Below are 22,932 nucleotides of genomic sequence, written 5' to 3' on the forward strand. Positions count from 1 at the left end.
CGGCCCTGCCCGCTGCCCGCTGCCCGTGGCCCGCTGCCCGTAGTCCGCCGCTCCGTCAGCCCCTGCTCACCGCCGCCAGGATCTCCGGCAGCCTCCGTGCCACCACCGGCGCCGACAGCCGCAGCCCCGCCCAGGCCGCCACGGCGCCCCAGGCCGCGCCGAGCGGGAGCAGCAGCCAGGAGACGTCCCGGTGGTCCGCCACGTTGAGCCAGATCGTCAGGGCGATCACCGGGGCGCAGAGCAGCGCCGACGCCAGCATTCCGCCGAAGACGCTCATCCAGGCCAGGCCGCCCTGCCCCGGGGCGGCGTTCTTGAAGGCGCCGTCCGACGGGATGGAGTACGGGAAGCGGCCCGAGCAGATCGCCCCCGTGCAGAGCATCGCGCCCAGCAGCGCCAGGGCCAGGCCCAGGGCGGCGGGGAAGGCGGACCAGTCGCCGACCAGGCCGGCCGTGACCGCAGTGACGAAGACCGTGTACGGGACGGTGACCAGGCCCAGCGCGGCGGCGCGGGCACGCAGCTCCACGTACGCGTCGCGCCGGGTGGAGATCGTCTGAGCGACCATCCAGAACGCCGAGGTGTCCTGCCCGAACTGGTTGTACATCTGGACGCCGAGCATCCCCGCGCCGAAGCAGGCCAGGTAGACGGACCCCGTGCCCTGCAGCGCGTTGAAGACCGGGACGATCAGGCCGATCGCCAGCGCGGTCACGAAGGCCGACTTCGTCTTCGGGTCGCGGACCGCGTAGCGCAGGGTCCGCTGCATGGCCGCGCCCGTGCGGCCCGTCGGCAGCAGCGACCAGAAGCCGCCCGCGCCGCGGTCCTTCTCCGGCCCCGCGGCCGCGATCGTCGAGCCGTCCGGCGTGACCATGAGCTTGGTCAGGCTGCGCTCCCAGAACCACAGCAGCAGGGCCAGCGCGCCGACGGTGAGCGCCAGCTGGGCCGCGGCGACCCCGTACGCGCCCTTGCTCGCCGAGTCCACCATGCCGACGGCCGTCGCCGGCGGCAGCCACCGCAGCACCGACTCGGCGGGCTCCAGCTGGGCCAGGCCACCCGACTGGAGCAGGCGCTGGCTGGCGAAGTTGGCCAGCTGCGCGCCCACCGCGATCAGCAGACCGCTCAGCAGCGCCAGGTCGCGCCCCTTGCGGCTGGTCAGCAGCCGCACGTTGGCCGTGGCCACCGCGCGGGCGAGGGCCACGCAGCCCAGCAGCAGCAGCGGTACGGCCAGCACCGCGGCCGCCACCCCGGCGCCGCCCCGCGCGACGGCCAGCACCGAGCCGACCGCCAGGCACACCGTGAACAGCGGCCCGATGCCGACCAGCGACGAGGCCAGGAGGGCCCCCACGAGGGGACGCGGGCGCAGCGGCAGCATCACCAGCCGGCTCGGGTCGAGCGTCTCGTCCCCGCCGGGGAAGAACAGCGGCATGACGGTCCAGGCGAGCGCCAGGACCGCGGCCAGCAGGACGACGACCGTGCCCGCGTGGGCGTCGCCGCGCAGCATGGCCAGGCCGAGGGTGACGAAGAAGCCGACGACGAGCGCGAGGAGCAGGGAGCCGATCCAGGCGGCCTTGCGCTTGGAGGAGCCCTTGAGCCCGTTGCGCAGCAGCGACAGCTTCAACCGGACGAAGACGGCGGTCACCGGGACGGACCCGACCGCTGTGGCCGGAGCGGCGGGTGTGGAGGGCGTGGCGATAGTGCCGGTTGCGGTCATCGGGCCGCCGCCGTACCGGAGCCGCCGCCCAGCCAGTCCAGCGAGTCCCCGGCCGCGTCGCGCCCGTGTGCGCCGACCAGTTCGAGGAAAGCGGCCTGCAGGGAGGGCGCGGCGCCCCGTACGTCGGCCAGCGGGCCCGCGGCGCGGATCCGCCCGGCGGCCATGACGGCCACCCAGTCGCACAGCGACTCGACGAGCTCCATCACGTGGGAGGAGAAGACGACCGTGGCGCCCGACGCGGTGTAACGTTCCAGCACCCCGCGGATGGTCTGCGCCGACACGGGGTCCACGCCCTCGAACGGCTCGTCCAGGAACAGCACTTCGGGGTTGTGCAGCAGCGCCGCCGCCAGGCCGATCTTCTTGCGCATGCCCGTCGAGTAGTCCACGACCAGCTTGTGCTGCGAGCCCGCGAGGTCCAGGACGTCCAGCAGCTGCGTCGCCCGCTTGTCGGTCTCCTCGCCCGACAGCCCGCGCAAGCGGCCCATGTAGCCGAGCAGTTCACGCCCCGACAGCCGCTCGAAGAGCCGCAGCCCCTCCGGCAGCACGCCGATCCGCGCCTTCACCTCGACCGGGTCCGCCCACACGTCGTGCCCGGCGACCAGTACCCGCCCCATGTCCGGGCGCAGCAGCCCGGTCACCATCGACAGCGTCGTCGTCTTGCCCGCGCCGTTCGGACCGACCAGCCCGATGAACTTGCCCGCGGGCAGTTCCAAGTCGATCCCGGCGACGGCCACCTGCTCGCCGAAGCGCTTCCACAGACCTTCCACCCGCACGGCGGACGGCGCGGATCGCACGCCACCCGTTTCGCCCGTCCCGCCCGTCGCATCACCCTGGTCCGGCATGCGCCTGCCTCTCGTCACACGTCCCCGTTGGTCGTACTTTCCTCACCATAGGAGGAGGGGAAGAGGTCTGAGCAGTTACTTATGTCATGAGTTTCCGGTCAAAAATGTCCCTGCTCACGAGGCCGGCGGGTCAGCCCTGCCGCCGCTTGCGCTCGGCCGCCGCCTCGCTCCCGCACGCGTACGCCAGCGCGTCGATCAGCTCCTCGGTGTCCGGCAGCCACCGGTTCGCCGGGGTGGGCCGCCGCGCCCACTGGACCGAACCCCGGCCGCCGAAGCGGGTGGGCGGGGCGGCCACGTACTCGCCCTCGCCCCGGGCGGCGAGGTCGATCGCCGACGGGGTCCAGCCCAGCTCGCGCACGAGGTCCGTCATCTTGGCCCCGGCGCCGGGCAGGACGAAGAACAGCATCCGGTGGTCGGGCGTGAGGGCGACCGGGCCGATCGTGCGCTGCATCCGCTCCAGCCGCGCCAGCGCCAGGAATCCGGCGGTGTCCGGCACGTCCAGCGCGTCGAACGTCCGGCCCGTCGGCATGAGGATCGAGGCCTCCGGGTGCTTCGCCCAGACCCGCCGGACCTGCACCGCGCTGCCGGTCGCCAGCGCCGCCCAGTCCTTGACCGCCGGGTGGGCGCCGGGTGCCACGCAGTCCTCCGCCCCGCAGGAGCACACCTCCCGCCCGTCACCCGCCTCCAGCCAGGTGCCGGCGAAGACGTCCCAGTGCCGTTCTTCCGCGTACCGCACGGCATGGTCCAGCAGCTGCTCGCCGCGCTGCTTGGGGATGGGTGCGGTCTCCGTGACTCCGATGGTCTTTTCCACGCCCATCACAACTGCCCGGGTCACCCGGGGTTACGGGCGTAAACCGGCCGGTGGGCGGAGCATCGATCCTGCATACGGGGCGCACTGATGCACGGGCGGGGGCGCGTGGGAGGACGGGGCGCGGCCGCTGGGTAGCGACAAGACCCAGAGCGGAAGATTCTCCGCACATCAGGCGGGAAGTGATCATTCCAACGATCGCCCGCGGCCTCAGGGGGTTTTCATGGCAGCCAGGCCTCTCGTCGCGCGCCAGCCGAACGAACGGCTGCAGGCGCTCATCCAGGAAGCCGGGTGCTCCAACGCCGGGCTCGCCCGGCGCGTCAACATGTGCGGCTCGGAACACGGTCTCGACCTCCGTTACGACAAGACCTCCGTGGCCCGCTGGCTGCGCGGGCAGCAGCCGCGCGGCCGGGCCCCCGGGATCATCGCCGAGGCGATCGGGCGCAAACTCGGCCGGGCCGTCACCATCGACGAGATCGGCATGGCCAACGGCAGGAACCTGGCATCGGGCGTCGGCCTGCAGTTCTCCCCGACCGTCGTCGGTGCCATCGAGCAGGTCTGCGAGCTGTGGCGCAGTGACGTGGGCCGGCGCGACTTCCTGGAGGGCTCCAGCGTGGCCGCCTCCGCGCTCGTCGAGCCGAGCCGCGACTGGCTGATCTCCGGCGCGGACACGCAGGTCGCCCGCAGCGTGGGTTCGCGGGTCGGCATGTCCGACGTCGAGGCCGTACGGGCCACCACGGACGCCCTCACCGAACTCGACCACCGCTTCGGCAGCGGGCACGTCCGGCCCGTGGTCGTGCACTACCTCAACTCCGTGGTGTCCGGACTGATCAGCGGCTCGTACCGGGAGCCCGTCGGCCGCGCGCTGTTCGCGGCCGCGGCCCGGCTGACGGAACTCGCGGGCTACATGGCGGTGGACACGGGCCAGCCGGGCCTGGCCCAGCGCTACTACATCCAGGCCCTGCGGCTGGCCCAGGCGGCCGGTGACCGGGCGTACGGCGGGTACGTGCTCGCGGCGTCGATGAGCCACCTCGCGGCGGAGCTCGGCAACCCGAGGGAGATCGCGCAGCTGGCGCGGGCCGCCCAGGAGGGGACGCGGGGGCAGGTCACCCCGAGGGCGGAGGCCATGTTCTACGCCGCCGAGGCGCGCGGGCACGCGCTGCTCGGGGACACCCGGGCGACCGCCGTGCTGTCGTCGCGGGCCGTCGGCGCGCTGGAGCGGGCGGAGCCGGAGTCGGGCGACGACCCGGTGTGGATCCGCCACTTCGACCAGGCGTACCTCGCGGACGAGCTGGCCCACTGCCACCGGGACCTGGGCCAGGCGGAGGCGGCGGGCCGGCGGGCGGAGGAGGCCCTGCGAGGTCTCCCGGAGGGCAAGGCGCGCCGCCGGGCCATCGGGCTGCTGCTGCTGGCGGCGGCGCAGGTGCAGCAGCGGGAGGTGGAGCAGGCCTGCCAGACGGCCACGGCGGCGGCGGACCTGCTGGAGGGGCTCCGCTCGAACCGGGGCGCGGAGTACCTGGACGACTTCAGGACGCGGCTGGCGCCGTACCGGGAGGAGGCGGCGGTGCGGGAGTTCGGGGCGCGGCTGGACGCGCGGGTCGCCTGAGGGCCGTTCCGCAATCCCCGACCCCCGGCATCCCGGTGGGCCGGCGCACGGCCTCGGACGCGGTGTACGGCAGCGGACGCCGCGGGCCGCGCCCTCCGGGCGCCCGGCGCCGCTTGTGGAACCCGCCCCGGCGCTCGGCGGCCGTCGCGCTCGCGCAGACGCCCTCCGTCGTCGCGGCCGGCCCCGCCCGCGCCTCCCGGAGGGGAGCCCGGCACGGGAAGCGGGCACCCCGTCGGGGAACGGCGGCAGGGTCCGCCCCGGTCCCCGGTGATCCGGCCGACATTGGCCATCAACCACGGGGACGGTAGCGTGAGCCGACGGTTCCGTAGGTTCGGACGAGTCGGAGAAGGAGTCCCGGTGACGGAGAGCGGACAGGGGAACACCCCCCAGCCGGGTACCCCGTGGGGTCCGGACCCGGCGTCCGGCTACCCGGAGTACCCCGGGCAGCAGCAGGCTGCGCCCGGGCACGTGGTGGGGCCCGGGTACGAGGGGCCGGGGGCTCCGCACGGCTACGGCTACCCGCCGCTGCCCGAGGCGGCCACCCAGTACATCCCGCCGGTGCCGGCCGCTCCGGGGCACGACGAGGCGGCGACGCAGTACATCCCGCCCGTGCCGGCCGCCCCGGCGCACGGGGAAGCGGCGACGCAGTACATCCCGCCGGTGCCGGCCGCCCCGGCACACGACGAGGCGGCGACGCAGTACATCCCGCCGGTTCCCGCCGCAGGCGGGCCGGAGCCGTCCGGGCCGTTCGACGGGTTGTTCCGCGGCGACGACTCCGCCGGGCACACCCAGCACCTGCCGCCGATCCAGGAGCCGGTGCTGCGCCAGCCGCCGCCGCGCCCCTACCCGCCGCGCGGGCAGGCCCCCGGCGCCCCGCAGCAGCTCCAGCAGCAGCCGCAGTACGCGCCGCCCCCGCCGCCGGAGCCGGCCCGCAAGGTCTCTCCCGCGATCATCGCGGCGGTGGTCATCGGCCTGGCCGTCGTCGGACTCGGCGTCGGCTCGCTGCTCGGCGACGGCAAGCCGCAGAACAACGACCCGGGAGCGGTGCCCGTCGCGCCCAGCGCGAGCGGCGGCACGGCGGCGCCCGCCGGCGAGGCCCCCGTGGACCCGGGCCGCCCGCAGGCCGTCCAGCTGGACAAGCTCCTCGCGGACAGCAATGACAGCCGGGCCTCGGTGATCAAGGCCGTGGACGACATCAAGGGCTGCAAGAACCTCGGCCAGGCGGCTGGTGACCTGCGCGACGCCGCCCGCCAGCGCGAGGAACTCGTCACCCGTCTCCAGGAGCTGAAGGTGGACCAGCTCCCGGAGAACGCGAGGCTGACCGCCGCCCTCACCAAGGCCTGGCAGTCGTCCGCGGCCGCCGACAAGAGCTACGCGGCCTGGGCGGACGACGTGGACGACGACAAGTGCAAGGACGGCAAGGCCAAGAACTCCGAGAACGCCGTCGCAGGCAACAAGGCGAGCGGCGAGGCGACGAGGGCCAAGGAATCGGCCGCGGTGCTGTGGAACAACATCGCGGCCAAGTACGGACTCACCAAGCGCGACAAGTCCCAGCTCTGAGAACGGCCCCCCCGGGGAGGGGGGCCGACGGCCCGCCGGGGCTCAGGCCGCCCGGGGGGCCTGTTCCAGCGTCGTCGTCATGTCCAGCGAACTCTCGCCCTCCTGGGCGATGAGCCGCCCGGACTGGACGATCTGGAAGGTGACCCGGCCGTTGACGATGCGGGGGAAGCCGGCGACGGCGCGCATGTCCTGGTAGCGCCAGCTCAGGTCCGGGGTGAGGCCGCCGGTCTTGATCGCCTGCGACTGGTTGAGCATGCGCCCGACCTTGCGGGCGGTGATGGCCTCGTCCTCCTTGAAGCGCTTCACGACCTCGCTCAGCACGGTGTACGCGATCCAGGTGGTCTGCGCCCCGGTGTCGTCGGGGTCGACGGTGTCGTCGCCGAACGCGTAGTCGGCGATCACCGTGCGCATCGGCTGCCAGAGCGGGTCGCCCGCCACCGGGTACCAACTGGTCAGGAACGCACCCTCGAAGGGGCTCTCCTTGCCGCCCGTGCGGTCCACCAGGGACTGGCTGACGCTGCCCAGGACCGAGGAGATCTGCGGCTTGCGGTTCTGCGTGTCGGCGGCCCGCCGGAAGGCGTCGAAGAACGTCTCGGTGCGCTCGCCGAGCACCGCCGTCACACAGCCCCTGCCCTTGTCCCTGGCGTCCTTCGGGTCCTTGGCGTCCTTGGTGTCCTTGGCGTTGGTGGCGCCGGCGACGGCGGTGGTGGTGTCGGAGAGGGCCTCGCGGGCCTCCGGGGAGAAGTCGGCGGAGTCCTCGGCGGCCTGGATGTCGGAGGCGTCGGCCAGCTTGTTCGCCTTGAGCCCGGCGTTGAGCAGGACCGGCATCGAGTCGCCCGCGAGGGTGTCGGGGCGGACCAGGGCGACCTGGCTGCACGCGCGGGCCAGCTGGTGGCCGGCGCCGGCGAGGAGCACGGGCTGGCCGCCGTTGACGGGGTAGGAGAGCGTGGACTGGAACTCCTCGGACGTGACCCCGTACCCACCGATGAAGGGGATGCCCTCGGCCTCCAGCGGGGCCATGAAGGCGCGTCCGTGCTGGCTGTAGGAGCCGACGACGGCGATGGCCTTCTCCTTGACCGCCTTGCGGGCACAGTCGGCGGCGCCGGTGGGAGTGTTCTTCTCGTTGCAGGTCAGTACGCGGAGCTTGTGCCCGTTGATGCCGCCCCTGGCGTTGACCCAGCGCTCGTACGCTTTGGCCATGCCGGGCATTCCGGGCATGTTGGTCGCCTTGGTGTCCTCGGGTGCGAACGTCATGACGGTGAGGGTGCTTCCGGAGGCCGTCGTGTTTTCGGGGAGCACCCCGCACCCGGCGACGAGGCACACACCCGTCGCGGTGGCCAGAAGAGTGCGGGACAAGGTCGCTGCAAGTCGCCGATCGGTCATGTCCATGCACCATTCCGGCCCGCAGGGAACTCGAGAGTGAGCGGGACGCAACGTTGGGTGACGTCCAGGTGAATTACCGGGGGGAATCTTGTATTCCGTTTGTTCGCACGCGCTTCAAGATCCCGGAGGGCGGGAACGTACGATCGAACGCGTGACATTCGCCCAAGGTTCGACGAACCCTTCCCGACGCGGTGGCCGCTCCTCCACCATGGGCGGCATGCCCTTGAACGACATGCCGTGGTGGCGCTGGCGCAGCAATGTGCGCTCGGCGCTGCACATGCTCTCCGACCCCGCCTTCCACGAGGACACCTGGCTGGCCGGCGCCGAAGGGTACGGGGACGTCACCGACGCCGTGTACCGGCTCGTCGAGGACACCTGGCTCGACAGCTGGTCGGCCGAGAAGTACGTCGGCACGATCTTCCGCGATTCGCAGGAGGCGGCCCTGGTCGACCTCGCCGTGCTGCGGGTCCTGCGCATCCTGCACCAGGTCGGGCCCGACGCGCCCGTTTCCGTCTACCTGGAGCACCACGCCTGGCCCGAGGCGGTCCGCGCCGCGCGCGAGGCGCACGTACGGCTGGCCGTGGCGGACGGGGACGATCCGGACGACCGGCCCACGTCGCTGGAAGTGCTGAGGATCCTCACCCGCGCGGTGTGAAAGGCTATGCGGTCATGAGCGACCCGCAGCCCGAGGCACAGCCGCAGCCCCAGTACGTCCTTACCGTGTCCTGCCCCGACAAGCAGGGCATCGTGCACGCCGTTTCGAGTTACCTCTTCATGACCGGCTGCAACATCGTGGACAGCCAGCAGTTCGGAGACCGGGAGACCGGGCTCTTCTTCATGCGGGTGCACTTCGAGGCCGAGCCGGCGGTGACGGTGGAGAAGCTGCGCGCGAGCTTCGCCGCGATCGGCGAATCCTTCAGGATGGACTGGCAGATCCACCGCTCCGACGAGCGCATGCGGATCGTGCTGATGGTGTCGAAGTTCGGCCACTGCCTCAACGACCTGCTGTTCCGCACGCGGATCGGGGCGCTGCCCGTCGAGATCGCGGCCGTGGTCTCCAACCACACCGACTTCGCGGAGCTGGTGGGCTCGTACGACGTCCCGTTCGTGCACATCCCGGTGACGAAGGACACGAAGGCGGCGGCGGAGGCGGAGCTGCTGAAGCTCGTGCGCGCCGAGAACGTCGAGCTGGTCGTGCTCGCGCGGTACATGCAGGTGCTGTCCGACACCCTGTGCAAGGAGCTGAGCGGGCGGATCATCAACATCCACCACTCGTTCCTGCCGAGCTTCAAGGGCGCGAAGCCGTACCACCAGGCGCACGCGCGCGGTGTGAAGCTGATCGGCGCGACCGCGCACTACGTGACGGCGGACCTGGACGAGGGGCCGATCATCGAGCAGGAGGTCGAGCGGGTGGGCCACGAGGTGACTCCGGACCAGCTGGTGGCGATCGGGCGCGACGTGGAGTGCCAGGCGCTGGCGCGCGCGGTGAAGTGGCACAGCGAGCACCGCGTCCTGCTGAACGGCAGCCGCACGGTGGTCTTCGCCTAGTCACGGGCGGGCCGACCCGGCCGGTTCCGGGGACCCCCCCCGGCACCGGCCCCGCCCTGGCCCCCGCACCGGCCCCGCGAAGCCCGCCGTCAGGCGTCCGGCGCCTCGACCCCGCAGTAGCCCGCGAAGGCCGTCAGGATCTCGTCCTCCGAGATGCGGCCGTCGCCGTCGGCGTCCAGGGCCGTCGCCACCTGCGCGGCCAGCTCCGGCGGAGTGCCCAGGACCCGCAGGACCCGCGCCGCGGCCGCGGGGGCCGCGCCGCCGCCCTCCCCGTCGGCCACCGCGATGACGGCCCGCAGGAACGGCCGGGCGATCTCCGCGAACCGGTCCGGGCTGTCCCGCAGCCGCTTCGCCGCCCCGGTGATGAACTCCTCGCGGGACACCCGCTGGTCCCCGTCGACATCCGCGATCCCGGCCATCCCCTGCCAGAACGCCTCGGCGCCGGCGAACACGGCCTGGCCCTTGTCCGACCGGGCGGTGGTACCGAATTCGGCCAGGACGGCCTTCGCGGCCGCGCTGAAGTCCTCCCGGTCGATATAGCCGGACCCGTCCTGGTCGAAGGTGGCGAATCGGGCGGCGATCTTGCGCTCGTATTCTGCGCTGTCCATGTTCGGCATTCCGCCTTCACGTGTGCGATGGGTTCAGATCAAGACAGGCAGGAGCGTAAGGCCTACGTGGCCTGCGCGTTAAGCGAAGTCGTCAAGGAGGTGGCCGCATCGAACCCGCGCACGGGGAGCGCGGTGGGGCGCGTACGCATGTGCGCATGTGCCGCCGTCCGTACCGCGGTCCACGCGCTGCCACGCACCTAACACGGAGGGTTCACTTCCGGAGTGATCTTCCCGCAAAACGGGCGCACCCGGCCATGTGCCCACTACATTCGATGCGTCGACACACGGCTGGGGGCACCATGCCTAAGGACGTACCACCGCGCTGGGACCGCCGCATGCAGCAACGCCTCGCGCGCGGGGAGGCCGCCGCGCTCGGAGAGCTGTACGACCGGTTCGCCTCGCTCGTGCACAGCCTGGCCCACCGCGTGCTGGGTGACGAGAAGGCGGCGGACCGGATCACCCGCGAGGTCTTCGGCTACATCTGGCAGAACCCGGACGCCTACGACCCCAAGCAGGGCTCCATGCGCTCCTGGGTCGCCCGGATCGCCCAGGGCCAGGCCGTGGCCCGGCTGCGCCAGGCCGAACTGGGCCGCGGCTCGCGCGAGGAGCTGGAACAGAAGGTGCGCAGCGCCAACGCCGCCGCCCGCGCGGACTACATCGTCACCTCCATGCCCGCGCCGCTGCGTGCCGCGCTCGAACTCGCCTACTTCAAGCGGCGCGACTACCGGCAGGCCGCCGCCGACCTGCGGATCAGCGAGGACGAGGCACGGCGGCGGCTGCGGCTCGGGCTGCAGCTGCTGTCGACCGCCAACACCCTCCCGCCGGAGGATCCCGCCCAGCCCGGATACGGCCCGCGCGAATACGGAACCCCCCGATGAACGGCCCCGCCGAGTTGCCCGAGGACGGATACGAGCGGCACGGCGGCCAGGCACGGATACCGGGTCCGCGCGGGGCCGCCGACGACCTGGACCCGCGGCACGCGCCGCCGGTCCCGGGGCCGGGGCCGGTCCCGGAGCCATCGGCGCCGCCGGTGCCGCCGCCCACCCACGCCGTGCTGAAGTCCCTGCTCGGCGCGTGGGCGTTGGCCGCGTGCTCCGCCGAGGAGACGCAGGCGGTGGAGGACCACCTGACCGAGTGCGCGCCGTGCGCGGAGGAGGCGCTGCGGCTGCGCGACGCGGTGGGGCTGCTGCACCCGGAGGAGAACCTCGACCTGGGGCCGATGCTGCGCTCGCGGGTGCTGGAGGACTGCCTGGGCAAGCGGCCGGCCCGTATCCCGGTGCCCGCGTGGGCGAACCCGTACGACACCGAGACCGCGCGGCTCGACGCGCTGCTGCGGGACTTCGGGGATTCCGAGTGGCAGACCCCGGTCCGGCTGAAGTGGTTCGAGGACGAGCGGCGGATGACGCACCGGACCACGGTGGCGGGGGTGATCGGCCATCTGCTGACGGTGGACGGGCTGGTGGCCGCCGCGCTGGGGCTGGACGACCCGCTGGGGCGGGAGGCGCCGGAGGGCGGCGGTGCGACGGCGCGGACGAAGGCCTTCTGGAACGCGTCGCGGCACCCGGCCACCCGGGAGGTCCGCGAGCCGTGGCGGGAGCAGGGGCACACGCTGGTGCGTACGGTCTCCTTCGCGGGCCGTGGCGTCGCCGAGCTGGCGGTGGACTACGGGGGCTTCGCGCTGCCGCTCGGGGACGCGTTCCTGGAGCGGGCCTTCGAGTGCTGGGTGCACGCGGCGGACATCGCGGAGGCCGTGGACTACCCGTACGGGCCGCCGTCCGGGCCGCACCTGCACCGGATGATAGACCTGGCGGCGCGGCTCCTGCCGCGGGCCCTGGCGAAGCGGCGGCGCGACGGCCTGGCCGCCCCGGCGCGCGGCCTGGTCGCGGCGGGCGCGCCCGGGCGGACCCTGCACCTGGAGATCGAGGGCGCGGGTGGCGGCGGCTGGGACATCGCGCTGGACTCGCCCGCGGCGAAGCCGTCGCCGGAGCGGACGGTGGCGCAGATCGCCCTGGACGGGATCGAGTTCTGCCAGCTGGCGGCGGGCCACATCTCCCCGGAGGAGGCGGCGGTGGGCCAGCACGGCGACCGCGAGGCGATCCGGGACGTCCTGTTCGCGGCGGCGTCGCTGAGCCGGCTGTAGCCCCTGGCGGGCCGGCCCCCGCCGGTTCCTGCCGGGGCCGGTTCCTGTCGGGGGACGTTCCCTGCCGGGGCCGTTCCCTGCCGGGGGAGCCGGATGCGGCCGGGGGAGCCGGATCCGGCCGGGACGGTCAGGAATAGCGTTCGCGGAGGCGGTACTTCAGGACCTTGCGCAAGGCCTCGTTGCGCGGGAGGGACTCCAGGATCTCCAGCTGCTCCGGGAGCTTGTGCGGGGACAGGCCCTGACCGCGGAGGTACGAGGTCAGGGCGGCCAGGGTGAGCGGCGGGGCCGCGCCCGGGACCGGCTCGACCACCGCGCAGACGCGCTCGCCGCGCGCCGCGTCCGCGAGCCCGATGACCGCCACGTCCGCCACGCCCGGCAGCTGGTGCACCAGGTCCTCGATCTCCTTCGCCGAGATGTTCTCGCCCTTGCGGATGATGACGTCCTTGCTGCGCCCCGTGAGGACCAGGTACCCGTCCTCGGTCAGGTGGCCGAGGTCGCCCGTGATCAGGTAGCCGTCGGGGTCGAAGACCCCGTCCGCCCCGTCCCGGTTCAAGTAGCCCTGGCAGACGGCCTCGCCCCGGAGCCGCACCTCCCCGTCCGTGTTCGCGGGGAGCGGTGTGCCGTCGGCGGAGGTGATGCGGATGGACATGCCCTCCGGCGGGCGGCCCTCGGTGGTGGCGAGGTGTTCCGGGGTGTCGTCGGGGGCGCCCATGGTGATCATCGGGACCTCGGTCATGCCGTAGCCGTGGGTCAGCTGGCAGCCCATCTCGCGTACGACCGCGTGGTAGATCTCCGGCGGCTTGGGGGCGCCGCCGCCCGCGAGGAGACGGAGGGTGGGGATGAGCCTGGTGCCGGGGTCCTTGCGCTGCTCCGTCAGGAACATGGAGTAGAAGGCCGTCGACCCGCCGGCCACCGTGACGCCGTGGCGGCGGTAGCCGTCCAGCGCGTCGGGCATCGCGAACTTCTCGAAGAGGACCGCCGGGAAGCCGTACAGCAGCAGCATCACGGTGTAGTCGGGCCCGGCTATGTGCGCGAAGGGGAAGGCCATCGAGCCGACGTCGGCCGGGCTCAGGCGCAGGGCGTGCGCGAGGCAGGAGCCGCCCGCGATCAGTGAGCGGTCGGTGTGCAGGACGCCCTTGGGGTCGGAGGTGGTGCCGGAGGTCCAGTAGATCCACCGGACGTCGGTGCCGGAGGCGGGCGGCGGGGGGAGTACGGCCGGGTCGCCGTCGGGGAGGGTCCCGTACGCCTCGAAGACGCCGCGCGCGCCGAGGCGGGCGGCCATCGCGGTGTGGTCGTAGCCGCGCCAGGTGCCGGGGACGGCGAAGAACTCGGCCCCGGACTCGCGCAGCGCGAAGCCGACCTCCCGGTCCCGGTAGAAGGGGATGACGGGGGACTGGACGGCGCCGATCCGGGCGAGGGCGACCGAGAGCAGCACGGTCTCGATGCGGGTGGGGAGCTGCCAGGCGACGACCGTGCCGGGGCGTACGCCCATGCCGTGCAGGCCCGCGGCGACGCGTTCGGAGCGGTCGCGCAGCTCCGCGAAGGTCAGCCGGCGGTCCGTCGACGGGTCTGCCCGGGGCGTTTCGGCGGCTTCGACGAGCACGGTGGTGTCCGGGGTCAGGGCCGCCCTGCGGGTGACCAGTTCCCACAAGGTCGCGCAGCGGCTCAGTTCCGTCGCGGTGTCCGTCATCCCGGACCTCCCCCTCGGCCAGCAGTAGCTGACGGTTAGTCAGATCAAGCGCAGAGCGTAGGCGGCCGACGCTTGTCGGTCCAGGGGTGGCGGGGCTAGCTTGTTTCTGACGACCCATCAGATCAGTTGGACCGGGGAATTGGGGAGACTGTCATGGAACTGGGACTGCCTCGGATCATCAGCGTCGACGACCACGTGATCGAGCCCGCCCACCTGTTCGACGTCTGGCTGCCGGCCAGGTACCGGGACCGCGGGCCCAAGGCGCTCACCGCCGGCATCGGCGAGCTCCAGTACACGGGGGGCAAGTACGTGATCTCCATGGACCCCGACGGCCCGCCGACCGACTGGTGGATCTACGAGGACCTGAAGTTCCCGTACAAGCGCAACATCGCCGCCGTCGGCTTCGACCGCGACGACATGACGCTGGAGGGGATCACCCGGGAGGAGATGCGGCGAGGCTGCTGGGACCCCAAGGCGCGCCTCGCCGACATGGACCTCAACCACGTCGAGGCCTCGCTGTGCTTCCCGACCTTCCCGCGGTTCTGCGGCCAGACCTTCGCCGAGGCCCGCGACAAGGAAGTGGCGCTCGCGTGCGTCCGCGCCTACAACGACTGGATGGTCGAGGAGTGGTGCGGCGACAGCGGCGGCCGGCTGATCCCGCTCTGCATCATCCCGCTGTGGGACATCGACCTCGCGGTCGCCGAGGTCCGCCGCAACGCGGCCCGGGGCGTCCGGGCGGTGACCTTCTCCGAGATCCCGACCTACCTGGGGCTGCCGTCGATCCACTCGGGCTACTGGGACCCCTTCTTCGCCGTCTGCCAGGAGACCGGCACGGTGGTCAACATGCACATCGGGTCCAGCTCCCAGATGCCCGCGGCCTCGCCCGACGCGCCGCCCGCCGTCCAGGCCTCGCTCAGCTTCAACAACGCGATGGCCTCGATGATGGACTTCCTGTTCAGCGGGGTGCTGGTGAAGTTCCCGGCGCTGAAACTCGCCTACAGCGAGGGGCAGATGGGGTGGATCCCGTACGCCCTGGAGCGCGCCGACGACGTCTGGCGGGAGCACCGCGCGTGGGGCGGGGTCCGCGACCTGATCCCCGAGCCGCCGTCCACGTACTACTACCGGCAGATGTTCTGCTGCTTCTTCCGGGACAAACACGGCATCGCCTCGCTCGACGTGGTCGGGCGCGACAACGCCACCTTCGAGACCGACTACCCGCACGTGGACTCGACCTTCCCGCACACCAAGGAGGTCGCCCTCGACCACGTGAAGGGGCTGGACGAGGAGACGGTCTACAAGCTGATGCGCGGCAACGCCATCCGCATGCTCGGCCTGGATCTGGACGAGAGCCGCTGATGGACCTGACCTACACCGAGGAGGAACGGGACTTCCGGGCGCGGCTGCGCGAATGGCTGGGCAAGGTGCTGTCCGAGCTGCCCGCCAAGCCGTCCCCGGACGACTGGCCGGGGCGCCGCGCGTACGACCTCGGCTGGCAGCGCCGGCTGTACGACGCCGGGTACGCCGGCCTGCACTGGCCGGTGGACGCGGGCGGGCACGGGGCCACCCCGACCCAGCACCTGATCTTCCTGGAGGAGACGGAGCGCGCGGGGGCCCCGTACGTCGGCGCGAACTTCGTCGGGCTGCTGCACGCGGGCCCGACCATCGCCGTCGAGGGCACGGCGGAGCAGCGGGCGCGCTGGCTGCCGCCCGTACTGCGGGGCGACGAGGTGTGGTGCCAGGGCTTCAGCGAGCCGGACGCGGGCTCCGACCTGGCCTCCTTGCGCACGCGGGCGGTCCGCGACGGCGACGAGTACGTGATCACCGGGTCGAAGATCTGGACCTCCCACGCGGAGGTCGCCGACTGGTGCGAGCTGCTCGTGCGCACCGACCCGGCCGCGCCGAAGCACCGGGGGATCTCCTGGCTGGCCATGCCGATGGACGCGCCGGGGGTGACCGTACGGCCGCTGCGCACCCTCGCGGGATCGACCGAGTTCGCGGAGGTGTTCCTGGACGAGGTACGGGTCCCGGTCGGCCACCGGGTCGGGGCGGAGAACGACGGCTGGCGGGTCACCATGGTGACCCTGTCCTTCGAGCGGGGCACCGCCTTCGTCGGCGAAGTCGTCGCCTGCCGCCGGACCCTGGGCGAGCTCGCGCGCAGGGCCAGGGCGAACGGGCGCTGGGACGACCCGGTGCTGCGGCGCAGGCTGGGGCGGCTGCACGGGGAGTTCGGCGCCCTGTGGCGGCTCACGCAGTGGAACGTCAGCGAGGCGGCGGGGGCCTCCGCTGTGCGGGCGGAGCCGGGAACCCGGAGGGGTGCTGGCGGGGTTCCGGGCATCGGCGGCTCCGTCTTCAAGCTCGCCTACTCGCACGCGCGCCAGGAGCTGTACGACACGGCGGCCCAGGTGCTGGGGGCCGACTCGCTGGTGACGGAGGAGGAATGGGTCCTGGACCGGCTCTCGTCCCTCTCGTACACCATCGCGGCCGGCACCTCGCAGATCCAGCGGAACATCGTCGCCGAGCGGATCCTCGGCCTCCCGAAGGGCCGGTGAGGGAAGTGGACTTCCAGCTGACCGAGGACCAGCGGGACCTGCGGGCGGGCGTGCGGGACCTGCTGGCGGGGCGGTACGGGCGGGAGGCGCTGCGGGCGTCGGTGGACGCGGGCGGCGCCGTGGACCGGGGGCTGTGGCGGGAGCTGGGCGAGGCCGGGTTCTTCGCGCTGCGGCTGCCGGAGGCCGCGGGGGGCGTGGGGCTGGGCCTGCCGGAGGCGGTCCTGGTCTTCGAGGAGGCCGGGCGGGTCCTGCTGCCGGGACCGCTGGTGGCCACGCACCTGGCGGCCGGAGTGGTCCCGGGGGCGGCGGCGGGCACGGCCGTGGTGACCGCCTTCGACCTGGGCGGGGGCCTGGTGGCCCACCTGGCGGAGGCGGACGCGGTGCTGGGCGCGGCGGAGCCGCCGGCGGCGGAACCGCTCGCGGGGGAGTTGCCGGCGGGGGAACCGGTGCGCTCGGCGGACCCCCTGACCCCGCTGCACCGGGTGGCGTCCCCGTCCGCGGGTGACGTGTCCCCGTACGCGTCCTCCTGCGTCCGGACGGGGGCGTTGCTGACGGCGGCGCTCCAGGTGGGGAGCGCGCTGCGCACGGTGGAGCTGGCGGTGCGGTACGCCGGGGAGCGCGAGCAGTTCGGGCAGCCGATCGGCGCCTTCCAGGCGGTCAAGCACCTGTGCGCGCAGATGCTGGTACGGGCGGAGGTGGCCCGCACGGCCGTCTACGCGGCGGCGGTGACGCAGGACGGCGCGGAGATCGCGGGCGCGAAGCTCCTGGCGGACGAGGCCGCCGTGCTGGGCGCCCGGGACTGTCTCCAGGTCCACGGCGGGATGGGCTTCACGTGGGAGGCGGAGGTGCACCTGCACCTGAAGCGGGCCTGGGTGCGGGCCGAGCAGTGGCGGACCGCGGCGGAGGCGGAGGAACTGCTGGCGGCGGAACTGCTGGGGTCGTCGGCCTAACGCCCTCGTAGCTCATTGTCACCGGACGGCACCGGAGGGACGGCGAGGGCACGGGAAGGTCGGCGAGGGCACGGGAGGGACGGCGAGGGACGCATGTCCGATTACGGAGAGTCGATATCGGTTTGTGTCCTGAGCCCGCACCCTTGCGGCCCGTAGGCAGGGGGCCGCTCCGGTACGCTCCCACGAATGCGAGCGGTTGAGCGGCGCAGGCGTCGCACAGTATGCACCACGCCCACTCCTTCGCGCGGGAATATGCCCGAAGCGCTTGTTGCGGTGACTGTATGTCAACCATGCTGCTCCGCAAGGGGATCACACCGGGTGATTCCATCCTGTCGCGAGGCGAAGTGTCCGCCGGTTCGGATGGTGTGAGCGGTGCAGGTGCTTCAGGTTCAGCTGGAGGTAGGACCGGACCCCGCCGAAGTCGGCCGGGCGCGCCGGTGGGCCCGGTCCCGGCTGGCGGGCTCGGGCATAGGGGACGACGAGCCGCTCGCCGAGACCCTGATCCTCCTGATCTCCGAGCTGGTCACGAACGCGGTCGTGCACACGGGCTGTCCGGCCGTGCTCAGAATGCTGTTCGGGGAGCCGGGAGTGCGGGTCGAGGTCGCCGACGCGAGCGACCGCGCGCCGGCCCCCCGCCAGGCCGCCGGGGACGACACGGGCGGCCGCGGCCTGGAGCTGGTGGACGGCCTGGCGGACCGGTGGGGCTGGCAGCGCGAGGGTGCGGGCAAGAGGATCTGGTGCGAGATCGACCGCGCGGAGAAGGCGGCGGCGGACCGCGCCGCGGAGAGGCCTTCGGAAATTCACCCTCCGGTGAGGGAACCGCACGTGTACCTCTAACGAGGTGTTGACGTTCCGTCACATCTTGATCACCCTGGTGTGGAGCGATTCGACGCGAGGGGACGCCAAGGGCCTGCCTTGACGAGTGCGGGTCGCGGGGTGGCGGCCGCGGTGCCGCGCTCGGGGCGTGCACGCGCGCCGCCGCCACCCGCAGGTTGTAGACGGGTTACTGCCGAACGGCCGGATGACCTCCCCGGGCGCTCCGGTATTCCTTTGTCACTGATGTGCGTCAGTTCTGGGTGTCGACTCTGCCAATGCCACGTGTACTTGTCGGCGATGTAGATTGATGTACTCCACCCTAACTGCGAGCTCATTGCCGACTTCGAATCGGAAAGGGCCCGCCTTCCCGGGCGTCGCATTGGGTAGAAGCGCTTCGATTCCCGAAGGGAGGCGCAAGAAGGCTCCGATGGCGGTGAGTTTCGTGATTCTGCCGAGGGTGATCCTCCCAAGCTGGGTCCGGGAGAACTCAATAAGCGGATCTGGTTCGAGATCCTTGAGTGATACAGAAATGTTGCCGCGATCTGGATCAATGCTCAGAAATACGACAGTTACCTGTTGGCCGACCTGTGCCACCTGTGAAGGGTGGTCTACCTTGGCCCATGACAGGTTCGCCGGTGTGACCGTGCCGTGCACTCCCCCTCCCAGGTCGATAGTCAAATAGAAGTCGCTGACCGCGGAGACGACTCCCGTGCAAACTTGCCCAGGTTCTAGTTGTTTTTTCCTCTGCATTTGACTTGCAATCTCCTTTTGTGTGACGTGCGCAAGACGTCACCCGTCCAGCCAGCGGTGGCCTGCGTACCAGTTGATCCATTCCACTTCTTCGATATACGCGTTGAAGCGAGGGATGTCGGCCTGGTCGATCACCCACTGCCACTCGGTTGGCCTGTTGTCGTGAGGGATCCTGAGTCTTGGTCCGCCGGGCCGGCCGTCAGGCGGAAATGCCTCCAAGAAACCGGGTTTCATTACATATTCGTGATAGCCGTCTTCGAACCCTCCCTGGTCTGCATACCTACGCGCCACTTCTTCGGGACTGTAAATCGTTCGGTGTAACTCCTGATCAAGGAAGATGCATCGATGACCAGTGACAACGTGACCGAGGCCGAGTCTGTCGAGGCAGCCGAGCCGCAGCAGGCGAAGGCAGTGGACGACCGGCTGATCGACGAGTTGGTCGGCCGTGCCCAGGCCGAGGGCCTGCAGCTGACCGGTGAGGGCGGGCTGCTTCAGCAGCTGACCAAGCGGCTGCTGGAGTCCGCCCTGGAGGGCGAGATCACCGACCATCTCGGCTATGACAAGCACGATCCGGCCGGGAAGAACGGCGGCAACAGCCGCAACGGGACCCGGGCCAAGACCGTGCTCACGGACGTCGGTCCGGTGGAGATAGCCGTGCCCCGCGACCGTGAGGGTTCGTTCGAGCCGAAGATCGTGGCCAAGCGGCAGAAGCGGCTGTCCGGCGTGGACGAGATGGTCATCTCGCTGTCCGCGAAGGGCCTGACGACCGGTGAGGTCCAGGCCCATCTGGCCGAGGTCTATGGCGCCGAGGTGTCCCGCCAGACCATCTCCACCATCACCGACAAGGTCATGGACGGCATGGCCGAATGGCAGAACCGCCCGCTCGACGCCGTCTACCCGGTGATCTTCATCGACGCGATTCACGTGAAGATCCGCGACGGCGCTGTGGCCAACCGGCCCATCTACGTGGCACTGGCCGTCACGGCCGAGGGCCGGCGGGACATCCTCGGGCTGTGGGCCGGCGACGGCGGCGAGGGCGCCAAGCACTGGATGCACATCCTGACCGAGATCAAGAACCGCGGCGTGAACGACGTGTTGATGCTGGTCTGCGACGGGCTCAAGGGCCTGCCCGACGCGGTCGAGACCGTCTGGCCCCGCACCACCGTCCAGACCTGCGTGGTCCACCTGCTGCGGAACTCCTTCCGCTATGCCGCCCGCCAGGACTGGGACAAGATCGCGAAGGTTCTCAAGCCCGTCTACACCGCCGCGACCGAAGAGGCCGCGCTGGAGCGGTTCGCCGAGTTCGCCGGCGCCTGGGGCAAGAAGTATCCGGCGATCGTGCGGCTCTGGGAGAACGCCTGGGAGGAGTTCACCCCGTTCCTCCGCTTCGACACCGAGATCCGCCGCATCGTCTGCACCACCAACGCGATCGAGTCGGTGAACGCCAGGATCAGGCGGGCGGTCAAGGCCCGCGGGCACTTCCCGAACGAGACCGCCGCTTTGAAGTGCGTCTACATGGCCATCATGTCGCTCGACCCGACCGGCAAGGGCCAGGCCCGCTGGACCATGCGCTGGAAGACCGCCCTCAACGCCTTCGACATCACCTTCGACGGCCGACTCTCCGCAGCCCGCCAGTAATCCCAACTACTCCAGTTACACCGTTCGATTGACAGACCCCGTACCGGCGATGCGGAGGAATGGCCATTCCTGGCCGCCCTCGCCCCGCGCCTCGGCGAACCGGGCCAGAGCTTCCTCGCCGGAGAACGCACAGATCCAGTCCAAGCCGCCGAGTTGGGCGGTCCACAGGCTGCCCCGCTCGTCCAGCGGTATCAGGGAGATGCTGCTGCGGAAGTCCGCAAGCCGCGCCACCGCCCGCTCACGGGTTGCCGTGGCCGGACCAGCCTCGACGGTGTCAACAGCAGCCGGAGCCGCAGCCATACGGTCCACTGCGTTAGCCCGCAACTGAGCCCACTCTTCGTCGAACCCCACCGATGCTCCCCCCAATGCGCCCCGTCGTGCGAACAGACCTTCGCATGATCCACGCGCACTGACGAGTTGCCTTGTTCGGCAGTGCATACATTGAGCCACGCGGGGTTTCCGCACGTGATCGCGCGGCGGGTGCCTCTTCGGGTGGCGTGGCATTGCGGCAGCAATCGGCATGGCCCTCCGGGACGTCCGAGCGTGCGGTCGTCGATGCCCGTATGGCGGGGCCGCCCCCTCCGTGCCGTGTGTGACGAGCGGCGGGGAGGGGGCGGCGGTGGGGTCGGGGCGCGTGGGCCGGTGCCCGTGGGGTGCGGGGGCTCAGCCGTCGGTGCAGATCACGTCGTAGGGGCGGCCGACGGCCATCATCAGCTTGATCGGGTTCGTGGTGCCCGCCGGGCACTCGCTCTTCTGCTTGACCAGGCCGAGCACCTTGAGCGCACCCGAACCGCCGCAGGCGACTTCCTGGGCCTGATCGGTCACGCAGTCGCCCTTCACCAGCTGGACGCCGCCGGCGCCCGGGTCGCCGGGGTGGTCGTTGGACAGGTTCCGGCCGCAGACGGTGTTCGTGGGAATGCCGCTCGACTTGCCGCCGTAGGAGATGCTCACCTCGATCATCAGGTCGGTGCCCCCCGGGCACTGGATCGAGCCCGGCAGGATGCTGGCTTCCTTGATGTCGATGGCCTTGAAAGTGGCGCCGGAGTCGGAGCAGCGCTGCGGCCGGTAGCCGTCGGGCTTGTTGGCCGGGTCGGGACCGCCGCAGTCGCCGACCTTCCACGAACTGGAGGTGTCGGAGGAGGACTCGGGGCTCCCGGGGTCGGCAGGCTTGGCCGAGGGCGACGTCGAGGCGGAGGGGGAGGCCGACGGCTTCTTGCTGCCGGCGTCGCCGAGCCACTGGGAGAGGCCGTAGATGCCGCCGACGATGAGGGCGACGGTCAGGAATCCGGCCAGCCCGCCGCCCGTGCGGCGTCTGGGGGGCTGGGGCTGGGGCTGCTGCTGCGGCGGGACCTGGTACGGGTTTGCCATGGATTGCTCCTGCTGCTGAGGGTGCGGGGAGGGGATCGGGGGGTGGCGCGCGAACGGGGTGACGCGTCATGTCCACCTCATGGTTCCAGGTGCGGGGCGCACGCCCGGCCGGGGGTCCCCGAAGCCGTCCCGCCCCGTCCCGCCGCAGGCCGCGGCCCTTCGGCGACACGCTCCCCAACTAGGACAGGATCTGTCCTGCTTGCTGGCTACAGTCGGGCTTGGCCGCGGGAGAACGCGCGGCCCGGACACGCGATTTCCGCGGCGGCGAAGGGACAGGGAGACACATGTTGCGAGGACTCACCACCGTCAGTTTCTGGGCCGCCGACCTGGATGAGGCGAAGCGCTGGTACTCCGAACTGCTGGGCGTCGAGCCGTACTTCGAGCGCCCCGGCTACGCCGAGTTCCGGCTGGGCGACTACCAGCACGAACTGGGCCTGATCGACGCCCGCTACGCGCCCGGCGGGGCGACGGCGGCCGGTCCGGGCGGGGCGGTCGTGTACTGGCACGTGGACGACGTACGGGCGGTCTTCGAGAAGCTGCTGGCCATGGGGGCGAAGGAGTACGAGGGCCCGGTGGAGCGCGGCCCCGGGTTCGTCACCGCTTCCGTGATCGACCCCTTCGGCAACGTCCTGGGCGTCATGTACAACGCGCACTACCTGGAAGTCCTCGGCGAGACGGGAGCGGCGGACGCCTGAGCGTCAGGGCGCCGCGCGGGGAACCCCGGCGTGGGCCCGCAGGTGAAGGCGGTGGTCCCGGACGTGCAGCACGTCCGGGACCACCGCCGTTTCACCGCCCCGGCACCTCCCGGCACCTCCCGGCACCTCCCGGCACCTCCCGGCACCTCCCGGCACCTCCGTGGGGGGCCGCCCGGCGCCGCCGGCCCCCGACCCCCCGGCGGGCCCCGGGGCGCGCCCCCCGGGGGGGGGGAGAGGGCGGCGGCCCGGGGCCCCCGGGGGGCGGGCGCGCCCCCG

Annotated in this window: 21 protein-coding genes; 12 read left to right on the forward strand and 9 right to left on the reverse strand. The window is 71.9% G+C overall.

The annotated features are described in order from the left end of the window. Nucleotides 1–55: 55 nt before the first annotated feature. The 3 genes from ACFCZ1_RS11095 to ACFCZ1_RS11105 form a co-directional block, all read right to left on the reverse strand. The gene (locus ACFCZ1_RS11095; protein ID WP_376678088.1) at nt 56–1,705 is read right to left on the reverse strand and encodes a transporter; all 1,650 of its coding nucleotides are present in this window, start codon (nt 1,703–1,705) and stop codon (nt 56–58) included. Then, a complete protein-coding gene (locus tag ACFCZ1_RS11100) occupies nt 1,702–2,547 on the reverse strand; it encodes an ABC transporter ATP-binding protein (RefSeq protein ID WP_376678089.1) in 846 nt (281 codons plus the stop codon). The genes ACFCZ1_RS11095 and ACFCZ1_RS11100 overlap by 4 nt, the downstream gene beginning before the upstream one ends. A gap of 130 nt (nt 2,548–2,677) precedes the next feature. Further along, complete coding sequence (locus ACFCZ1_RS11105) at nt 2,678–3,364, reverse strand: bifunctional DNA primase/polymerase (RefSeq protein ID WP_376678090.1); 687 nt, start codon at nt 3,362–3,364, stop codon at nt 2,678–2,680. 214 nt (nt 3,365–3,578) lie between these two features. On the opposite strand from ACFCZ1_RS11105, the gene ACFCZ1_RS11110 reads away from it, so the two are divergent. Beyond that, on the forward strand, nt 3,579–4,961 hold the full coding sequence (locus ACFCZ1_RS11110; protein ID WP_376678091.1) for a transcriptional regulator: 1,383 nt from the start codon (nt 3,579–3,581) through the stop codon (nt 4,959–4,961). A gap of 357 nt (nt 4,962–5,318) precedes the next feature. After that, the gene (locus tag ACFCZ1_RS11115) at nt 5,319–6,521 is read left to right on the forward strand and encodes a hypothetical protein (protein WP_376678092.1); all 1,203 of its coding nucleotides are present in this window, start codon (nt 5,319–5,321) and stop codon (nt 6,519–6,521) included. Nucleotides 6,522–6,563: 42 nt separating this feature from the next. On the opposite strand, the gene ACFCZ1_RS11120 is transcribed toward ACFCZ1_RS11115, so the two are convergent. Then, a complete protein-coding gene (locus ACFCZ1_RS11120) occupies nt 6,564–7,904 on the reverse strand; it encodes an ABC transporter substrate-binding protein (RefSeq protein WP_376678093.1) in 1,341 nt (446 codons plus the stop codon). Between the two features lie 208 nt (nt 7,905–8,112). Between ACFCZ1_RS11120 and ACFCZ1_RS11125 the strand changes: the two genes are divergently transcribed. Together ACFCZ1_RS11125 and purU are read left to right on the forward strand one after the other, a co-directional pair. Then, complete coding sequence (locus ACFCZ1_RS11125; protein WP_376678250.1) at nt 8,113–8,559, forward strand: hypothetical protein; 447 nt, start codon at nt 8,113–8,115, stop codon at nt 8,557–8,559. A gap of 14 nt (nt 8,560–8,573) precedes the next feature. Further along, nucleotides 8,574–9,452, forward strand: coding sequence for a formyltetrahydrofolate deformylase (purU, locus tag ACFCZ1_RS11130; protein WP_376678094.1), 879 nt, complete (start codon nt 8,574–8,576; stop codon nt 9,450–9,452). A gap of 89 nt (nt 9,453–9,541) precedes the next feature. Here purU and ACFCZ1_RS11135 read toward each other — a convergent pair whose 3' ends face one another. After that, nucleotides 9,542–10,060 (reverse strand): EF-hand domain-containing protein, encoded by a 519-nt coding sequence (locus ACFCZ1_RS11135; protein ID WP_376678095.1) that lies wholly within the window; start codon nt 10,058–10,060, stop codon nt 9,542–9,544. A gap of 299 nt (nt 10,061–10,359) precedes the next feature. On the opposite strand from ACFCZ1_RS11135, the gene ACFCZ1_RS11140 reads away from it, so the two are divergent. Next, on the forward strand, nt 10,360–10,938 hold the full coding sequence (locus ACFCZ1_RS11140) for a sigma-70 family RNA polymerase sigma factor (protein ID WP_376678096.1): 579 nt from the start codon (nt 10,360–10,362) through the stop codon (nt 10,936–10,938). Continuing rightward, on the forward strand, nt 10,935–12,200 hold the full coding sequence (locus ACFCZ1_RS11145) for a maleylpyruvate isomerase N-terminal domain-containing protein (RefSeq protein WP_376678097.1): 1,266 nt from the start codon (nt 10,935–10,937) through the stop codon (nt 12,198–12,200). Before ACFCZ1_RS11140 ends, ACFCZ1_RS11145 begins: the two co-directional genes overlap by 4 nt. Before the next feature lie 127 nt (nt 12,201–12,327). Here the strand turns inward: ACFCZ1_RS11145 and ACFCZ1_RS11150 are convergent, their stop codons facing one another. Further along, nucleotides 12,328–13,890 (reverse strand): AMP-binding protein, encoded by a 1,563-nt coding sequence (locus ACFCZ1_RS11150; protein WP_376678098.1) that lies wholly within the window; start codon nt 13,888–13,890, stop codon nt 12,328–12,330. Nucleotides 13,891–14,043: 153 nt separating this feature from the next. Here ACFCZ1_RS11150 and ACFCZ1_RS11155 point away from each other — a divergent pair, with 153 nt between their 5' ends. From ACFCZ1_RS11155 to ACFCZ1_RS11170, 4 genes are all read left to right on the forward strand, one after another. Continuing rightward, a complete protein-coding gene (locus ACFCZ1_RS11155; RefSeq protein WP_376678099.1) occupies nt 14,044–15,246 on the forward strand; it encodes an amidohydrolase family protein in 1,203 nt (400 codons plus the stop codon). Further along, nucleotides 15,246–16,439 carry an acyl-CoA dehydrogenase family protein gene (locus ACFCZ1_RS11160; protein ID WP_376678100.1) on the forward strand — a complete coding sequence of 398 codons (1,194 nt, stop codon included), beginning with the start codon at nt 15,246–15,248 and terminating at the stop codon, nt 16,437–16,439. The genes ACFCZ1_RS11155 and ACFCZ1_RS11160 overlap by 1 nt, the downstream gene beginning before the upstream one ends. Nucleotides 16,440–16,444: 5 nt before the next feature. Beyond that, nucleotides 16,445–17,389, forward strand: a complete 945-nt coding sequence (locus ACFCZ1_RS11165) for an acyl-CoA dehydrogenase family protein (protein WP_376678101.1) — start codon at nt 16,445–16,447, stop codon at nt 17,387–17,389. Between the two features lie 372 nt (nt 17,390–17,761). Then, the gene (locus ACFCZ1_RS11170; RefSeq protein ID WP_376678102.1) at nt 17,762–18,226 is read left to right on the forward strand and encodes an ATP-binding protein; all 465 of its coding nucleotides are present in this window, start codon (nt 17,762–17,764) and stop codon (nt 18,224–18,226) included. 216 nt (nt 18,227–18,442) lie between these two features. On the opposite strand, the gene ACFCZ1_RS11175 is transcribed toward ACFCZ1_RS11170, so the two are convergent. Next, complete coding sequence (locus ACFCZ1_RS11175; protein WP_376678103.1) at nt 18,443–18,955, reverse strand: S1 RNA-binding domain-containing protein; 513 nt, start codon at nt 18,953–18,955, stop codon at nt 18,443–18,445. A gap of 345 nt (nt 18,956–19,300) precedes the next feature. On the opposite strand from ACFCZ1_RS11175, the gene ACFCZ1_RS11180 reads away from it, so the two are divergent. After that, nucleotides 19,301–20,593, forward strand: a complete 1,293-nt coding sequence (locus tag ACFCZ1_RS11180; RefSeq protein WP_376678104.1) for an IS256 family transposase — start codon at nt 19,301–19,303, stop codon at nt 20,591–20,593. A 15-nt stretch (nt 20,594–20,608) separates the two neighbouring features. Here ACFCZ1_RS11180 and ACFCZ1_RS11185 read toward each other — a convergent pair whose 3' ends face one another. Next, nucleotides 20,609–20,944, reverse strand: coding sequence for a hypothetical protein (locus tag ACFCZ1_RS11185; protein ID WP_376678105.1), 336 nt, complete (start codon nt 20,942–20,944; stop codon nt 20,609–20,611). A 312-nt stretch (nt 20,945–21,256) separates the two neighbouring features. Beyond that, nucleotides 21,257–21,961, reverse strand: a complete 705-nt coding sequence (locus ACFCZ1_RS11190; protein ID WP_376678106.1) for a hypothetical protein — start codon at nt 21,959–21,961, stop codon at nt 21,257–21,259. A 284-nt stretch (nt 21,962–22,245) separates the two neighbouring features. Between ACFCZ1_RS11190 and ACFCZ1_RS11195 the strand changes: the two genes are divergently transcribed. Further along, nucleotides 22,246–22,656 (forward strand): VOC family protein, encoded by a 411-nt coding sequence (locus ACFCZ1_RS11195; protein ID WP_376678107.1) that lies wholly within the window; start codon nt 22,246–22,248, stop codon nt 22,654–22,656. Nucleotides 22,657–22,932 lie beyond the last annotated feature (276 nt).

Origin of the sequence: Streptomyces sp. NPDC056224 (genome assembly GCF_042267665.1) — a bacterium.
Classification (GTDB): Bacteria; Actinomycetota; Actinomycetes; order Streptomycetales; family Streptomycetaceae; genus Streptomyces.

What these genes read in the sequence shown, in the direction of transcription:
- ACFCZ1_RS11095 (WP_376678088.1), bottom strand. Translation starts at nt 1,705, where the DNA reads ATGACCGCAACCGGCACTATCGCCACGCCCTCCACACCCGCCGCTCCG.
- ACFCZ1_RS11100 (WP_376678089.1), bottom strand. Translation starts at nt 2,547, where the DNA reads ATGCCGGACCAGGGTGATGCGACGGGCGGGACGGGCGAAACGGGTGGC.
- ACFCZ1_RS11105 (WP_376678090.1), bottom strand. Translation starts at nt 3,364, where the DNA reads ATGGGCGTGGAAAAGACCATCGGAGTCACGGAGACCGCACCCATCCCC.
- ACFCZ1_RS11110 (WP_376678091.1), top strand. Translation starts at nt 3,579, where the DNA reads ATGGCAGCCAGGCCTCTCGTCGCGCGCCAGCCGAACGAACGGCTGCAG.
- ACFCZ1_RS11120 (WP_376678093.1), bottom strand. Translation starts at nt 7,904, where the DNA reads ATGACCGATCGGCGACTTGCAGCGACCTTGTCCCGCACTCTTCTGGCC.
- ACFCZ1_RS11125 (WP_376678250.1), top strand. Translation starts at nt 8,113, where the DNA reads ATGGGCGGCATGCCCTTGAACGACATGCCGTGGTGGCGCTGGCGCAGC.
- purU (WP_376678094.1), top strand. Translation starts at nt 8,574, where the DNA reads ATGAGCGACCCGCAGCCCGAGGCACAGCCGCAGCCCCAGTACGTCCTT.
- ACFCZ1_RS11135 (WP_376678095.1), bottom strand. Translation starts at nt 10,060, where the DNA reads ATGGACAGCGCAGAATACGAGCGCAAGATCGCCGCCCGATTCGCCACC.
- ACFCZ1_RS11140 (WP_376678096.1), top strand. Translation starts at nt 10,360, where the DNA reads ATGCCTAAGGACGTACCACCGCGCTGGGACCGCCGCATGCAGCAACGC.
- ACFCZ1_RS11145 (WP_376678097.1), top strand. Translation starts at nt 10,935, where the DNA reads ATGAACGGCCCCGCCGAGTTGCCCGAGGACGGATACGAGCGGCACGGC.
- ACFCZ1_RS11150 (WP_376678098.1), bottom strand. Translation starts at nt 13,890, where the DNA reads ATGACGGACACCGCGACGGAACTGAGCCGCTGCGCGACCTTGTGGGAA.
- ACFCZ1_RS11155 (WP_376678099.1), top strand. Translation starts at nt 14,044, where the DNA reads ATGGAACTGGGACTGCCTCGGATCATCAGCGTCGACGACCACGTGATC.
- ACFCZ1_RS11160 (WP_376678100.1), top strand. Translation starts at nt 15,246, where the DNA reads ATGGACCTGACCTACACCGAGGAGGAACGGGACTTCCGGGCGCGGCTG.
- ACFCZ1_RS11175 (WP_376678103.1), bottom strand. Translation starts at nt 18,955, where the DNA reads ATGCAGAGGAAAAAACAACTAGAACCTGGGCAAGTTTGCACGGGAGTC.
- ACFCZ1_RS11180 (WP_376678104.1), top strand. Translation starts at nt 19,301, where the DNA reads ATGACCAGTGACAACGTGACCGAGGCCGAGTCTGTCGAGGCAGCCGAG.
- ACFCZ1_RS11190 (WP_376678106.1), bottom strand. Translation starts at nt 21,961, where the DNA reads ATGGCAAACCCGTACCAGGTCCCGCCGCAGCAGCAGCCCCAGCCCCAG.
- ACFCZ1_RS11195 (WP_376678107.1), top strand. Translation starts at nt 22,246, where the DNA reads ATGTTGCGAGGACTCACCACCGTCAGTTTCTGGGCCGCCGACCTGGAT.